At 62.6% G+C, this 14,052-nt stretch carries 12 protein-coding genes and 1 pseudogene; 6 read left to right on the top strand and 7 right to left on the bottom strand.

Going from position 1 to position 14,052, the window contains the following annotated elements; all coding sequences use genetic code 11:
- Positions 1-24: 24 nt before the first annotated feature.
- Positions 25-732: a DUF1045 domain-containing protein gene (locus tag ACO06R_RS08400; RefSeq protein WP_421858420.1), complete on the bottom strand. Its 708-nt coding sequence runs from the start codon at positions 730-732 to the stop codon at positions 25-27.
- A gap of 97 nt (positions 733-829) precedes the next feature.
- The gene (gene phnX / locus ACO06R_RS08395; RefSeq protein WP_421858418.1) at positions 830-1,660 is read right to left on the bottom strand and encodes a phosphonoacetaldehyde hydrolase; all 831 of its coding nucleotides are present in this window, start codon (positions 1,658-1,660) and stop codon (positions 830-832) included.
- A gap of 221 nt (positions 1,661-1,881) precedes the next feature.
- Here phnX and ACO06R_RS08390 point away from each other — a divergent pair, with 221 nt between their 5' ends.
- Positions 1,882-2,802 (top strand): sugar kinase, encoded by a 921-nt coding sequence (locus ACO06R_RS08390; protein ID WP_421858415.1) that lies wholly within the window; start codon positions 1,882-1,884, stop codon positions 2,800-2,802.
- Positions 2,803-2,806: 4 nt separating this feature from the next.
- Here the strand turns inward: ACO06R_RS08390 and ACO06R_RS08385 are convergent, their stop codons facing one another.
- Complete coding sequence (locus ACO06R_RS08385) at positions 2,807-3,814, bottom strand: aldose epimerase family protein (RefSeq protein WP_421858413.1); 1,008 nt, start codon at positions 3,812-3,814, stop codon at positions 2,807-2,809.
- A gap of 205 nt (positions 3,815-4,019) precedes the next feature.
- Here ACO06R_RS08385 and ACO06R_RS08380 point away from each other — a divergent pair, with 205 nt between their 5' ends.
- From ACO06R_RS08380 to ACO06R_RS08360, 5 genes and pseudogenes are all read left to right on the top strand, one after another.
- Positions 4,020-4,301 (top strand): acyl carrier protein, encoded by a 282-nt coding sequence (locus ACO06R_RS08380; protein ID WP_421859293.1) that lies wholly within the window; start codon positions 4,020-4,022, stop codon positions 4,299-4,301.
- Positions 4,302-4,341: 40 nt separating this feature from the next.
- Positions 4,342-5,547, top strand: coding sequence for a beta-ketoacyl-ACP synthase (locus ACO06R_RS08375; RefSeq protein WP_421858411.1), 1,206 nt, complete (start codon positions 4,342-4,344; stop codon positions 5,545-5,547).
- Positions 5,544-6,827, top strand: coding sequence for a beta-ketoacyl-ACP synthase (locus tag ACO06R_RS08370; protein ID WP_421858409.1), 1,284 nt, complete (start codon positions 5,544-5,546; stop codon positions 6,825-6,827). The genes ACO06R_RS08375 and ACO06R_RS08370 overlap by 4 nt, the downstream gene beginning before the upstream one ends.
- 39 nt (positions 6,828-6,866) lie before the next feature.
- Positions 6,867-7,896 (top strand): annotated as a pseudogene (locus ACO06R_RS08365) (zinc-binding dehydrogenase).
- A 12-nt stretch (positions 7,897-7,908) separates the two neighbouring features.
- Positions 7,909-8,850, top strand: a complete 942-nt coding sequence (locus ACO06R_RS08360) for a lipid A biosynthesis lauroyl acyltransferase (protein ID WP_421858406.1) — start codon at positions 7,909-7,911, stop codon at positions 8,848-8,850.
- On the opposite strand, the gene ACO06R_RS08355 is transcribed toward ACO06R_RS08360, so the two are convergent.
- From ACO06R_RS08355 to ACO06R_RS08340, 4 genes are all read right to left on the bottom strand, one after another.
- Positions 8,831-9,766: a dimethyl sulfoxide reductase anchor subunit family protein gene (locus ACO06R_RS08355; RefSeq protein ID WP_421858403.1), complete on the bottom strand. Its 936-nt coding sequence runs from the start codon at positions 9,764-9,766 to the stop codon at positions 8,831-8,833. The two genes, ACO06R_RS08360 and ACO06R_RS08355, sit on opposite strands and share 20 nt — an antisense overlap.
- A 3-nt stretch (positions 9,767-9,769) precedes the next feature.
- Positions 9,770-10,546, bottom strand: coding sequence for a 4Fe-4S dicluster domain-containing protein (locus tag ACO06R_RS08350; RefSeq protein WP_421858400.1), 777 nt, complete (start codon positions 10,544-10,546; stop codon positions 9,770-9,772).
- Positions 10,543-13,392, bottom strand: coding sequence for a molybdopterin oxidoreductase family protein (locus ACO06R_RS08345; RefSeq protein ID WP_421859290.1), 2,850 nt, complete (start codon positions 13,390-13,392; stop codon positions 10,543-10,545). The genes ACO06R_RS08350 and ACO06R_RS08345 overlap by 4 nt, the downstream gene beginning before the upstream one ends.
- Positions 13,393-13,546: 154 nt before the next feature.
- Positions 13,547-13,951 (bottom strand): L,D-transpeptidase, encoded by a 405-nt coding sequence (locus ACO06R_RS08340; RefSeq protein WP_421858398.1) that lies wholly within the window; start codon positions 13,949-13,951, stop codon positions 13,547-13,549.
- Positions 13,952-14,052 lie beyond the last annotated feature (101 nt).

Here is a 14,052-nt window from a genome sequence, read left to right as displayed (position 1 = left end):
GCCCGCCTGCCCGGCACGCCGGCTTCACGCTATCCGGCGGTCCCGGGCCGATGACAGGGGAAACAGCGAATGCACCTCGAAGGGCGCACCCGTCTCGCGCTCCACGAACACCGCGATATGGTCGATTTCCAGCGGCTCGTCGAAAAACTCGCCAAAACTCTGCTGCAGCGCGGCATCGACACGCGGCCGGTCCGCCTGGTCGACCGGCCCGGTCAGCGTCATGTGAAACCGGAACTCGTCGAACACGTAAGGGTAGCCCCAGTTCTGCAGGTTACGCAGTTGGGCCGTCGTGAGCTTGTCGGGATCGCGGCGTTCGAATTCGCGTTCGGTCAACGGCGCCCGCATCTTCTCGAAGACGGCAACCACCCGTGCCGCGAAAGCGTTCAGCGCAGGGTTCGGGTCAGCGGCGGTGAGCGCGAAAAACGCGCCGATCCGCGTCACGCAGATGCGCGGAATCGTTACCATCGACGCTTCCCGGCTGAACCGCTCGGCCAGTTGCAGCAGCGCATTCTCGCTGACCCCATCCGGCAGACGGAACGGTGCCTTCAGGGTCGCGTGAAACCCGTAGCGACGGGGCAATGCGGTGAAATATGCCAATTCGCCGAGCGCCAGATTGGCCTGCTCGGCATGCGGCAATGCAAGACCCGAGAACGCATCGCGCCCGAGCCAGGCCGATGCTCTCCTTGTGAGCGGGTTATCGCGCGGTGGCGTAAAGTAAATGGCGTAACGCATCGCTTCCGAATCAGACAGTCTTTCGAGGTCCGACCCTGCTACGCGCAACGTGTGACAAGCGTGCGACCGGATCGCATCACGACGCTGCGAGTTTTCGTCATGCGGCTTCCATTTCGTATTCCAGCAGTTCGGGCCGTTCGCCCTCTGCGAGCCGCTCGTTGATATCATCTATCACTTGGGGAAGCTCGGCGACGGAACCGATGACATAATCAGCACCCGCGTCGACAAGTTCGCGCGCCGCCGTCTGCACCCGGGCCGCGCGTTCTTCAGGATCGAGCACCGCCAGATCCGTTTCGCTCAGGCCGATCCCATTGCCCGATTCACTGATCCCGACAGTCCACGTACCGGCGGCCTTGCCTTCCATGAGGCCGACCGGGGTGTCGTCCACCTTGATCACCGACGACGGCGGGAACACGCCAAGCGTCACCATGATCTGGTACACCGCCAATGGCGCTGGCCTGCCCGTCGTGACCTCGTCAGCACAGATCGAAATGTCCGGATCGAAGCCCTGCGCTTTCGCAACCGAAAGCAGTGGCTCCAAGATGTCGCGCGAATAGCTGGTGGTCGTGCCGATCATCAGGTCGCGCGCCCGCAATGCGCCAACGGTCGCAAGCGCGCCATCGATCAGCTTGCCGCGTTCGCTGGCGACATGCCGGTTGATGGCGCGGTAGACGTCATGGATGCGCGCGAAATCGTTATCGTCGAACGGTTTGCCGTGTTTCTCGAGCCACTGGGCGGTAACATGGTCGCTGCGGGTGATCTGCAGGATATGGTCAGGCTTCGACAATCCCATGCCCTCGCGGATGTCGGAATCGTTCAATTCGATATCCGATTCCTCGAACGCTCGCCTGATCGAGACCAGCGGCGCGATTGATCCGAAATCGACCAAGGTTCCTGCCCAGTCGAAAATAACCGCCTTGACCTGCATGTCGGCTATCGTCCACCCATTACTAAGTCCCCATTGTACCGGCTTTCGTGACAGGCTTAAGACAGTCGCAATTGCCGCGAGAATACTGCGTAAACTCCTGTTATTAAACAAGGAAGTCGAGCTGGCTCTCTCTGCGGCACGACTGCTTGACGCTATGAAACACGCCAGCGGCCGCGAACAGCACGGTTGCATCTTCACAAATTGGCCAGTTGGATAGTGCCATGACCCGGATAGTCTCCATCGGCGAATGCATGATCGAGTTGCACGGTCGCGAGGCCGACATCTGGCGGCAGGGCTTCGCCGGCGATACGCTGAATGCGCTGTGGTACATGCGCGCGCTGCTCGACGGCGACGTCGCCTGCGACTATGTCAGCGCATTCGGCGAGGACCCGTTTTCGGCCGAGCAAATCGCCTTTCTCAACACCAATGGCATCGGAACCGCCCACAGTGCGATTGTTTCCGGGCGAGTCCCGGGGCTTTACGCGGTGTCGCTGGACGATCACGGCGAGCGGTCGTTCACCTATTGGCGCAATGCCTCTGCGGCACGCGAACTGGCGCGCGACCCCGAAAGCCTGCGCCGCAGCCTCGACGGTGCCAGCCTCGTCTACTTCTCCGGCATCACGCTGGCGATCCTCGATCCGCAGTCGCGCCAAACCCTGCTCGCTGCCATTGCCAATGCACGCGACAACAACGCTGCCGTTGCATTCGATCCGAACTACCGTCCGCGGCTGTGGCCTGACACCGACACGGCGCGGTCTGCGATCGCTGAAGGGTATCGTGCGGCATCCATTGCGTTGCCGACCTTCGAGGATGAGAATGCACTGTTTGGCGACAACGCGCCGGACACCACTGTCGAACGAGTTCTCGCCAGCGGACCGGGCGAAATCGTTGTCAAGGATGGCAGCGGGAGCGCGCTGATCTGCCACGGCGGCGACATCGAGGCCATCGCGCCGCCGAAGACGATCGAACCGGTCGACACCACGGGCGCCGGGGACAGCTTCAATGGCGCCTATCTGGCGGCCCGCCTGCGCGGCCGTTTACCGGACAAGGCCGCGCTTTACGCGCACGGGATCGCAGGGATCGTCATTCGTCACCATGGCGCGCTGGTGCCTGCCGAGCAGTTGGCGCTCTATCGCCTGTGATCGGTTAGCCCCGGCCTTTGGCGAATCGATAAATCGTGCGCTGCACGGATTTGCCGCCGGGGCGGAGCAGCGCGTTGGGAAAGGACGGCTGGTTCGGCGCGTCCGGCCAAAGCTGCGTCTCCAGGCAAAATCCGGCGTGGTGACCATATCTGCGGCCACCGAGGCCGGGCACAGGAACATCGAGCGCGGCTGCGGTGAAGAACTGCAAGCCCGGCTCGGTGGTCTCGACGGTCATTTCGGTGCCCGTCTCCCGTGCGCTTACGCGCGCCACCTCCCGGATCGGCATTCGCGCGGTGCCGGTGCAGTAATTGAGATCGTAGTCGGCTCGCGTATCGTGGCTGTTGATTCGCCGCATCTGCCGGAAATCGAAACGGGTATCGGCGACCGGTCTCGGCGCGCCGGTCGGAAGCAGTCCGCTGTCGACAGGCAAGTAGGTGTCGGCGTCAATTCTTACCTCATGCGCCGTGACCGGGCCGGCACCGCCGTCACACAGGTTGAAGTAGCTGTGATGCGCCAGCGAGCAGACCGTCGGCGCGTCGCATTCCGCCGTCAGTGTGACCTCGAGCGATCCGTCTTCGCCCAGTTCGTATCGGCAGCGTGCGACCAGCCGGCCCGGGAACCCCATGTCGCCGTCCTGGCTCTCCAGGACCATCTCGATATGGCTGTCGCTGACCCGCTCAACCTGCCAGACACGCTGCGAAAAGCCGCCCTTTCCGCCATGCAGCGTGTTGGCGCCGTCATTGCGATCGAGTTGGTAGTCGTGCCCGTCGACGACGATGTGCCCGCCGCCTATCCGGTTGGCGAAACGTCCAACGGTCGCGCCGAAAAACGGCGAATGCCGGACATAGTCATCCAGTGTTTCGAAGCCGAGAACCAGCGGCGCTTCGTGTCCGGCTAGCCGCAGATCGCGAATCGCTGCGCCATAGGTGATTACCGACGCGGTCAGACCTCCCCCGCCGATTTCATACCGTTCGACAGCCTCACCGGTTTTCAACTGCCCGAAAATCGCCATGATCCGCATCCTTGTCTGACTTCGGCCCGTGTTACGGGCAACCAAGGCGAGTTCCGGAGCAATCTCGCGCAAGAGTTGAATTCTCGGCCGTATATCGGCCTTTTCCTTCGTTGCCAAAAAGGCTAGAGAGCGGCAACACTTGAACAACATGACCTGAAGACGGCGTGCCGATCAGAGTTCGGACGCACACATGAAGGAAGATAGCGTGTCCACAACCTTCGACAAAGTCGCTGAAATCATCGCCGACACCAGCGAAATCGACCTCGATTCGATCAATCCGGACAGTCACACCATCGACGACCTCGGTATCGACAGCCTCGACTTCCTGGACATCGTCTTTGCCATCGACAAGGAATTCGGCATCAAGATTCCGCTCGAACAGTGGACCCAGGACGTCAATGACGGCAAGGTGGCGACCGAAGAATACTTCGTGCTGAAGAACCTGTGCGCGAAAATCGACGATCTCGTCGCCGCAAAGGCCGCCTGACGGCCCGGCACACCGCCGCAGCCAAGCCGGAAACGTCACGATGCAAAATCCGAATGATGTCGTCATCACGGGGATAGGACTGCTGTCCTCGCTTGGCGAGGGCGCCGATGCCCACTGGGAAGCGTTTTCCGGTTTCACGAAGCCGGTGATCGACACTGACCGCTTTGCGCCCTACACCGTCCATCCCTTGACCGAGGTCGACTGGTCGCAACAGATCGCGAAGCGTGGCGACCAGCGTCAGATGGAAGCATGGCAGCGCACCGGCACCTACGCTGCCGGCCTGGCGCTGGCAGACGCCGGCATGAAGGACGATGCGGCGCTCTGCGGTTCGATGGACATGATCGTCTCCGCAGGCGGCGGCGAGCGCGACGCCGATGTCGACACGATGATCCTCTCACGCGCCGATGAGGGCGCGGCGGATCTCGAGCTTCTGGTCAATGAGACTTTGACCACCGAATTGCGGCCGACGCTCTTCCTCGCGCAGCTGTCCAATCTGCTTGCCGGAAACATCTCCATCGTTCACAAGGTAACCGGCTCGTCGCGTACCTTCATGGGTGAAGAAGGCGCGAGCATCGCCGCCCTGCAGACAGCTGCCGCACGCATCCGCGCCGGTCAGTCGACGCATGCACTTGTCGGCGGCGCCTACAACTCAGAACATCCCGACATGTTGTTGGGTTACGAACTCGGCCAACATCTGCATCGCGACCCGTGGTCTCCGGTCTGGCAACGCGGCTCCGCCGAGGGCGGCGGCATCGTCACAGGCTCAGGCAGCGCCTTTCTCGTGCTGGAAAGCCGCGCCCATGCCGAAGCGCGCAATGCCCGCATCTATGCGTCCCTCGGCGTGGTTGCAGCCGATCAGGCCGGCACCGAATCGGCGGGTACAATCGCGCGGCTGAACCGTTTGGCCGACGAGACCGGACTGGCTGAAGCGGATATGATCGTTTCGGCGGCATCAGGCGGCGATGCCCGGACCGCCGACGAGAGACAGTTCCTGACCGAAGCATTTCCACAGATCCCGGTCCGTGGCATCGTCACAGCAACCGGCCATCTGCGTGAAGCGCTGGTATCCTTCGCTGTCGCGGTCGCAGCGCTCTCACTTTACCGGAACCAGATCCTACCGGCCCTCGATCCGACTTTCGAAAGCGAAGCCGCCGACGCGCCCCGCAAGATCGGCGTGGTCGCACTCGGTTTCGCCAATTCGGAGGGGATTGCCATGCTTTCGGCGAACGAAGGTGACAAGGCATGACGCGCCATCTTGATCATGCGGGCCGGCCCGTTGTCGCCATCACCGGAAGCGGCGTCGTCTCATCGCTCGGTAAAGGCAAGTCCGAAAACTGGGACAAGCTGACCGCCGGCCAGTCCGGTATTCACCGCATCGGCCGTTTCCCCACCGACCACCTGCGCACGACAATTGCTGGTACGGTCGATTTCATGACCCCGGTCGAGGCGGGTTCGACGGCATTGACCTACGCACTCGCCGAGGCGGCAGCCAGCGAAGCCATCACCGAAGCGGGACTTCCTGTCGAGGATTTCGGCGGCCGGTTGTTCCTCGCCGCGCCACCTGTGGAACTGGAGTGGTGGCAGCGCTTTGCGCTTGATACCGACGGCAAGAAGGCCGGCGGCGAGAACCCGGGATATGACCGCATGCTCCTGGCTGCGCGGTCCGGCGAACACGATGCGTTCTTCAAGGCGGGGCTGTTTGCGACAATCGCCGAAAAGCTGCAGCAGACCATCGGAAGCCGCGGCCTGCCGATTTCGCTTTCGACAGCCTGTGCGTCCGGCGCCACGGCGATCCAGCTTGGCGCTGAAGCCATCCGCCGTGGCGAGGCAGAGCGCGTCATCGCGGTCGGAACCGATGGCTCGGTCACAGCCGAGGCGCTGATCCGTTTTTCGCTGCTGTCCGCCCTGTCGACCCAGAACGAGGTTCCGGAAGCGGCCTCCAAGCCGTTTTCCAAGGACCGCGATGGCTTCGTCATGGCCGAAGGCGCGGGCGCGTTCGTGCTGGAGACGCTCGAATCGGCCGCCGCGCGCGGTGCCGAGGTGCTTGGAATCCTGGAAGGCTGCGGCGAATGCGCCGACGATTTCCACCGCACCCGCTCCAAGCCGGACGGCTCTCCGGCGATCGCCGCTGTGCGCGCCGCGCTTGGCGACGCCGGCGTTTCCACAGGCGATATAGACTACATCAACGCGCATGGCACCTCGACGCCGGAAAACGACAAGATGGAGTACCTGTCGCTGTCCGAAGTTTTCGGCGATGCACTGAAAGAAGTCCCGATCTCGTCGAACAAGTCGATGATCGGTCACACCCTTACCGCCGCAGGCGCCATTGAGGCGGTTTTTTCGCTACTGACCATCCGAACCGGAACGCTTCCGCCGACAATCAATCACGTCAACCCAGACCCGGCGATCGAACTGGATGTGGTGCCGAATACCAAGCGGTCGGCGCCTGTTCGGCGCGTCCTGTCGAACTCGTTTGGCTTTGGCGGGCAGAACACCTGCCTTGTCATTGCGGCGGAACCCGATTAGTTCGGTTCGAACTCACACACCTGGCCGGAAGGAACCGCCATGCGAGCCCTGCAGCTCGTGGAAGATCGCAAGCTTGTCGAAGCCGACCTGCCACCGCCACCGCCGCCGGGGATCGGCGAAGTCACCGTCCGTATCCGTATGGTCGCCCTCAACCACATCGACGTTTGGGGTTGGCGGGGCATGGCCTTCGCCAAGCGCAAGATGCCGCTGGTCGTCGGCGCCGAGGCATCCGGTGTCGTGGAAACGATCGGCCCAGGTGTCGCCGGCCTGAAGCCGGGGCAGCTTGTCTCGATCTATGGCGCTCAAACCTGCGGCCTGTGCGAGGCCTGCGTAGCGGGCCGCGACAATCTCTGCGAAAACGTGGCCGGGGTGCATGGCTTTCCATCTCGACGGATTTGCCCAGGAGCTGGTCAACCTGCCCGCCCGCAACCTTGTCCCTGCGCCGCCCGGCGTCGATGCGACGGGAGCTGCGGTCGCGCCGATCACCTTCGGCACCGTGGAACACATGCTGTTCGACAATGCGCAACTGAAACCCGGCGAGACGGTTCTCGTACATGCCGGCGGCTCCGGCATCGGCTCGGCGGCGATCCAGCTTGCCAAGCGGACCGGTTGCACAGTCATCACCACAGTCGGATCGGACGCCAAGATCGAACCGGCACGCGCGCTCGGCGCGGACCATGTCATCAACTACCGCGAAGACCGTTTTGAAGGCGCGGTCCGCAAGATCACCAAGAAGAAGGGCGTCGACGTCGTCTTCGAACATGTCGGGGTCGACACCTGGGCAGGTTCGATGCTGTCGATGAAGCGCGGCGGTCGGCTTGTCACCTGCGGCTCGACCTCCGGCGTTTCGACCAACATGAACCTGATGATGCTGTTTCAGCAGCAATTCAGGATCATCGGCTCATTCGGCTGCCGGATGGAGAACATGGCAAACGCGATGCAAAAAATGGCGCGCGGCATCGTTCACCCCGTTGTCGACACCGAAGTCGGTTTCGACGCAATCGGCGAGGCACTCGCGCGGATGGAAACGCGCGACGTATTCGGCAAAATCCTGCTGCGCGTGAGCTGACCTGACTGCACCATGAACATGCTTCGCTATCGCATCTGGAGAACAGCCAATCGCGCGCGCTACTGGCTTGAAGCCCGTGTCGCATTCTCGCTGCTGGCCATCGCCAAGCTTTTGCCGCCCGGTACCGCCATCGAAGCGGCGGCCTGGCTGGGCCGCACTCTCGGACCGCTAACTCCGCGCCACACCCTGGCGCTCGACAACCTGCGCCTGGCCTTTCCGGAAAAACCGGAGAGCGAAATCCGCGAAATCGCGCTCGGCATGTGGGGCAACATGTTTCGCCTCGGCGCCGAATACCTGAACCTCGAGAAGCTGGCGGATTACGATCCCAACGCCACCGAACCCGGCCGAGTCGAAGTGGCTGGGCACGAGATCTTCGATCGTCTGCACGGCGAGGGTGGCTCCTACATCTTCTTTACCGCTCATACCGGCAACTTCGAGTTGCTGCCGGCCTGTGCCGCGGCTTTTGGCCTGAAGGTCACGGCCCTGTTCCGCCCACCCAACAACCCCTACATCGCCAAGCGCCTGCTGGCCGCGCGGCGCACCGCCATGGGCGATCTCGTTCCCTCGATGGCAGGCGCGGCCTGGGGACTGGCGAAAGTCCTCGACGACGGCGACTCCGTCGGCCTGCTTGTCGACCAGAAATTCAACCGCGGCGTGACGACCACGTTCTTCGGCCATGAAGCCCGGTCCAACCCGCTGCTGGCAAAGCTGGCGCGCAAATACGACCGCCCGGTGCATCCCGCCCGCTGCATCCGGCTACCCGGCGGGCGCTACCGGCTGGAACTGGAAGAGGCAATCGACCTGCCGCGCAACGGCGACGGGGAGATCGACATCGCCGCGACAACGCAACTCCTCAACGATATAGTCGAGCGCTGGGTGCGGGAACATCCGGATCAATGGATGTGGTTCCACCGCCGCTGGGAACTGCGTGAAATCAAGCCTCGTAATAGTTAGTGATGGCGTGCCGGGCTTCGGCAAAGAACAGCCATCGTTCGACGAACATGCCGGCCGCGTGAGACAACACCGCGGCACCTGCAAGCAATGCCAGCCACGGCGATGCGCCCTGGATCAGCAGGCCCGGAAACGCCAACGCGACACACAGTGCCGGCACCACAAAAGACAATAGCACGCTGATGCCGCGCAGCTTTTCGGCATGCTTGCGCGCGATCTTGAAGCCCATTTCGCGGGTCAGGTAGTTCTCGGTGGCGTGCGGGCGCTCCAGCAACCGGACAGCGCCCAGATGACCGAGACCGGTCGCGGTCTCTGGCGTCGAGGCGGAAACATGCGCGCGCATACTTGCCAGCCAGTTCGCCTTGCATGCCCAAGCCACCGCGATCCCCAGAAGTGCCAGCAGGCCGGGCAGAAACGGTTCGCCCCGCCCCGAAAGGAGTGTGAAGACCAACGTCCAAAGCGCACCGCCGGCAAAGGCGAAGGCGATGTAGCAGGCCGGCGTCTTCCAGGTGTGCCAGGCGTCGACGGTCCGCAATGATGCATAAATCATTGCGGTACAGTAGACGGTTGCGACCGCACAGACCGAGCCGGCAAGGCCGAGCCACACATTCTGCGTGCCGAAAAACACCGCCAATGCCGCATTCAGGGTCAGCGGAACGAAGGTAACGATCGCCATCACCCCTTCGCGCGACAGCCAGCTGGATCGCCATTGCGAGAACGCCCGCCATGCCCTTTGCGGGTTTCCAAGGTGGAAGGTCGACGACACCAATCCGAGCGCGATCATCACCAACGCCGTCACGTGGGCTGCCTTGCCGGCCAAAGTGTCGGGATCGACCAGAGCGAGCCCCAGGAAGAAAGCAAGGCCGTAACCCATGCCCGACATGACGGTAAAGAAAATGACGGAAAATGCCGGATGCACGGATCAGAGCCTTTCCAGCGCGCGGTCGAGCCAACCGAGAAAACCGGGCGCGCCATCCGTGCTTTCATGATCGCCGGGCGCAAGCGCAATCTCCGGCGCATCAGCGAGCGCCGAGCGCGGGCGCGGCGGCAGATACTTGTTGACCGGCCGGTTGCCCTGCTCGGGCATCAGATCGAAACCGCCTCGCTCGGCGACCAGCTTGGAGACTTCCGACTGCGGGTCGCCGAGATCGCCGAAATGGCGTGCATTGGCCGGGCAGGTCCGCACGCAAGCCGGCACGCGATCGACCTCTTCGAATGTGTCGTTGTAGATCCGGTCGACGCACAGCGTGCATTTTTTCATCACGCCGGCTGCGAGATCCATCTCGCGCGCGCCATAGGCGCAGGACCATGCGCACAGTCCGCAGCCAATGCACTTGTCCTCGTCGACCAGCACGATGCCGTCCTCGGCGCGTTTGTAGGATGCACCGGTCGGGCAAACGGTTACGCAAGGCGCGTCCTCGCAGTGCAGGCAGGACTTGGGGAAATGCACGACCCGCGCATCGCCCGCCTCGCCGATGACTTCGCCGCCTTCGGGCACCACTTCGAATGTGTGAATGCGATTGAGCCAGGTCCCGGAAACATCCGCGCCATACGGTTCCTGATCCGACAGGGCATTGCCGTAGCCGCCCGTGTTCCACTCCTTGCAGTTGACAACGCAGGCGTGGCAACCGACGCAGGTGTCAAGATCGATGACCAGTCCGAGCTTCTTCTTCGGCGGTGTCACGGGAAGCATCGTCATGTTTCCCACTCCTGTCCGTAGCGAAGTTCTTCCGGAGCGGCATTGCTGCGGTAGCCGGTCGCGTCAAAACGCGGTTCGGATGCGCCGAGCGGTGGCGGATCGGCTTTCTCAACGCGCACCCGCAGATCGTACCAGGCCGCCTGCCCCGTCACCGGATCGGAGTTCGACCAGCGCATGCCATCGCCCTTGGGCGGCAACAATTCGTTGATCAGATGGTTGAGCAGAAAGCCCTTCTTGACCTCGGGCGATTGCCGGTCGAGCGCCCAGGCGCCGCCGCGCTTGCCGATGGCGTTCCAGGTCCACATCGTCTTCGAATTGACCGCTTCGGAACGCTTGACCGGAACGAGAATGCGCCCATGCGGCGAGATGATCCAGGCCCAGTCGCCATCCTTTAATCCGACCTCGTCGCAGATCTCGCCGGGCACGAACATCGGATTGGACGTGTGAATCTGGCGCAGCCACGCATTCATCGAGCCCCAGGAATGGTACATCGCCGCCGGGCGCTGGGTGATCGCGTGATACGGATATTCCTCGCGGTCGATCGCGGCTTCCTCAAGCGGCTGATACCAGTCCGGCAGCGGCGTGAACGCCTCCAACAGCCGTTCGCGGAACATCACCGGCGGCTGTATCTCGCCATGGCCGAGTGCGGCCAGCCGGAACTTCTGCTGTACCTCGCAATAGAGCTGGAACGTCACCGGAGACGGCTTGTCGAAAAAGCCCATCTCGACAGCAAGCGCCTGATAGTCGGCATTGGCATGCTTGAAGAACTGGGCTTCCGGCGGAATGTGCCGCGCAAAGAACGCTCCGTTTTCCTTGTAGCGCTCGATCTGTTCCGGGTTCGCGTCACCGCGCCCCGAGGCCGTACCGTCTTCGCCGCGCCAGCCGGCAAGCGGACCAATGCCGGGCTTGCGCTGGTGCCGCACCATGTAGTCCGCATAGTCACGATAGAGCGGTTCGCCCGCCTCATCGACGAAACCCGGCAGTTTCAGCCGGCCTGCCAGATCGATCAGCACCGACTGGAAGCCGCGCACGTCGCGGTCGGGCTCGACCACCGGCCAGCGGATCGCGTCATTGATGCTCTCGGGTTCGGAGATCGGGCGGTCGAGGAGCGAAATGCAGTCATGCCGCTCCAGATAAGTGGTGTCCGGAAACACCAGATCGGCGTAAGCGACCATCTCCGAATTGTAGGCGTCGGCATAGATGATGTGCGGGATTTTGTAGTCGCCGGTTTCCTCGTCGCGGTCTTCCAGCATCTCGATGACACTGCGGGTGTTCATCGACGAGTTCCACGCCATGTTCGCCATATAGAGGAACAGCGTGTCGATTTCGTACGGATCGCCGGCATGCGCATTGGAGATGACCATGTGCATCAAGCCATGGGCTGAGAGCGGCGCGTGCCACGAAAACGCCTTGTCAATACGGTTGGCACGGCCGTCCTCGACGCTGATCGCCAGATCCTCCGGCCCGCGAGGAAAGCCCAGATGCGGGCCCATCAAGGGGGTATTCGGGCGTACATTGACGAGACGGCCATGCGGACGCGGATGGGCGTCGACCGGTTTTGGGTAAGGCGGCTTGTAGCGGAACCCACCGGGGCAATCGATCGAACCGATCAAGACCTGCAACAGATGCAGCGCACGGCAGGTCTGGAAGCCGTTGGAGTGGGCCGAAATCCCGCGCATGGCATGGAACGAGACCGGTCGTCCGATCATCTGTTCATGGCGTTCGCCCTTCATATCCGTCCAGGGCTGATCGAGGACGATTTCCTCCTCGAAGGCGACGCGGGCGATCTCGCGGGCCAGGCCCCGGATCGTTTCCGCCGCTACGCCGGTCTCCTTCTCGGCCGCCTCCGGCGCGTAGCGTTCGTCGAGATACTTCTCTGCCAGCAATTGGAAGGACGGCACGGCCTGGCGTCCGTCGGGCAGCGCGACGGAACCGGACAGCGAAACCTCGCGCCCGGCTGAGGCGGCCGGCGTGAGCGCGCCGGCGGCACGGTCGTACACGAGCGGCTCGCCGTTTTCGTCCCGCGCGAAACGCCCGTCGTCCGGCGCCCCCTCATCGCGGATTACCAGCCAGGCGGCATTGGTGTAACGGATCAGGTAGTCCAGATCGATCTTGCGCGTCCGCAACAGTTCGTGGATGACGGCCAGAATCAAAAGCCCGTCCGTGCCGGGCCGGATACCGATCCAGTTGTCGGCGACGGCGGAATAGCCTGTGCGCACCGGGTTGACCGAGACGAAACGCGCCCCGTTCTTCTTCACCTTGGCGATTCCGGTCTTGATCGGATTGGAATCGTGGTCCTCTGCCACGCCGAACAGGACGAAAAGCTTGGTGCGGTCCCAGTCCGGCGCGCCGAACTCCCAGAATGCGCCGCCGATCGTGTAGATACCGGCGGCGGCCATGTTGACCGAGCAGAAGCCGCCATGCGCGGAGTAGTTGGGGGTTCCGAAATTCTGCGCGAAGAAGCTTGTCAGCGACTGCGACTGGTCGCGCCCGGTGAAGAAGGCGAGCTTCTCTGGCGAACTGCAGCGGATGTCACCAAGCCAACGGGTCGCCGTTTCCAGCGCTTCCTCCCAGGATATTTCGCGGAACTTGCCGGAGCCGCGAGGGCCATCGCGCAGCAGCGGTGCCTTGAGCCGGGCCGGCGCATAATGCTGCATGATCCCAGCGGAACCCTTGGCGCACAGCACGCCCTTGTTGACCGGGTGATCGCGGTTGCCTTCGATGTAGCGGACCTTGCCATCGCGCAGATGCACATTTATGCCGCAGCGGCACGCACACATGTAGCAGGTGGTCTTGCGGACTTCGTCTCCGGCGGGGCTTGAAAGCTCAAGCGCAGGCTCGCGCATCACGGCGGCTTACTCCATCATTGCCGGATCGTCCCAAGCATGTCGCATATCTCCATAACCGCAAAGTGCGCAAATGCGACTCTTGCGCAATCGAAAAAACGACATGCCGCAGATCGGTAACAACCGTCGCGGCCTGCCGCCATCGGGCGGAAAACTAACGTGTGATCACCACGCGCATGTTGGACGGGCCGACTTGCCTTGTCAGTCGATACAGGCGCTTGGCATTGCTGGGGTGCAGGCGCACGCACCCATGCGAAGCCGGGCGGCCCAACGATTTTATGTAGTTCGTGCCGTGTATTGCATAACCGCCGTAAAAGAAGATCGAGTGTGGCATTGGCGAGTTATGGTATTTGCGCGAATACCACATCTTGTGCATGCGCTTCGGGCCCCAGGTGCCGGTCGGCGTGTAGTAACCCCTGCGCCCCGTGCTGACCTTCCAATTGTAGAGCACGCGACCGTCCTTCTTCACCGTCATGACCTGCCTGGAAAGATCGACATGGGCGATAAGGCGCCCAGCATGACTTGCGGTTGCCCCGCAAACAAACACCGCGGCGACCATGAAAAAACGAACAAAGATACTGCTCACAACACCCTCTCTACTACGCTTTACGCTTCGCCCCTGCGAAACACTGTAATTGCAATACACAACAGCGTCAAAAC

It is taken from the genome of Oricola sp. (assembly GCF_965230365.1).
GTDB lineage: Bacteria > Pseudomonadota > Alphaproteobacteria > Rhizobiales > Rhizobiaceae > Oricola.
The sequence above is the reverse complement of the archived record's forward strand: the minus strand, read 5'-3'. Positions and strand labels throughout refer to the sequence as shown.

Bases quoted from the DNA above. Each gene is read 5' to 3' on its own strand.
- ACO06R_RS08400 (WP_421858420.1), bottom strand. From the start codon at position 732: ATGCGTTACGCCATTTACTTTACGCCACCGCGCGATAACCCGCTCACA.
- phnX (WP_421858418.1), bottom strand. From the start codon at position 1,660: ATGCAGGTCAAGGCGGTTATTTTCGACTGGGCAGGAACCTTGGTCGAT.
- ACO06R_RS08340 (WP_421858398.1), bottom strand. From the start codon at position 13,951: ATGGTCGCCGCGGTGTTTGTTTGCGGGGCAACCGCAAGTCATGCTGGG.
- ACO06R_RS08350 (WP_421858400.1), bottom strand. From the start codon at position 10,546: ATGACGATGCTTCCCGTGACACCGCCGAAGAAGAAGCTCGGACTGGTC.
- ACO06R_RS08385 (WP_421858413.1), bottom strand. From the start codon at position 3,814: ATGGCGATTTTCGGGCAGTTGAAAACCGGTGAGGCTGTCGAACGGTAT.
- ACO06R_RS08370 (WP_421858409.1), top strand. From the start codon at position 5,544: ATGACGCGCCATCTTGATCATGCGGGCCGGCCCGTTGTCGCCATCACC.
- ACO06R_RS08390 (WP_421858415.1), top strand. From the start codon at position 1,882: ATGACCCGGATAGTCTCCATCGGCGAATGCATGATCGAGTTGCACGGT.
- ACO06R_RS08375 (WP_421858411.1), top strand. From the start codon at position 4,342: ATGCAAAATCCGAATGATGTCGTCATCACGGGGATAGGACTGCTGTCC.
- ACO06R_RS08360 (WP_421858406.1), top strand. From the start codon at position 7,909: ATGAACATGCTTCGCTATCGCATCTGGAGAACAGCCAATCGCGCGCGC.
- ACO06R_RS08345 (WP_421859290.1), bottom strand. From the start codon at position 13,392: ATGCGCGAGCCTGCGCTTGAGCTTTCAAGCCCCGCCGGAGACGAAGTC.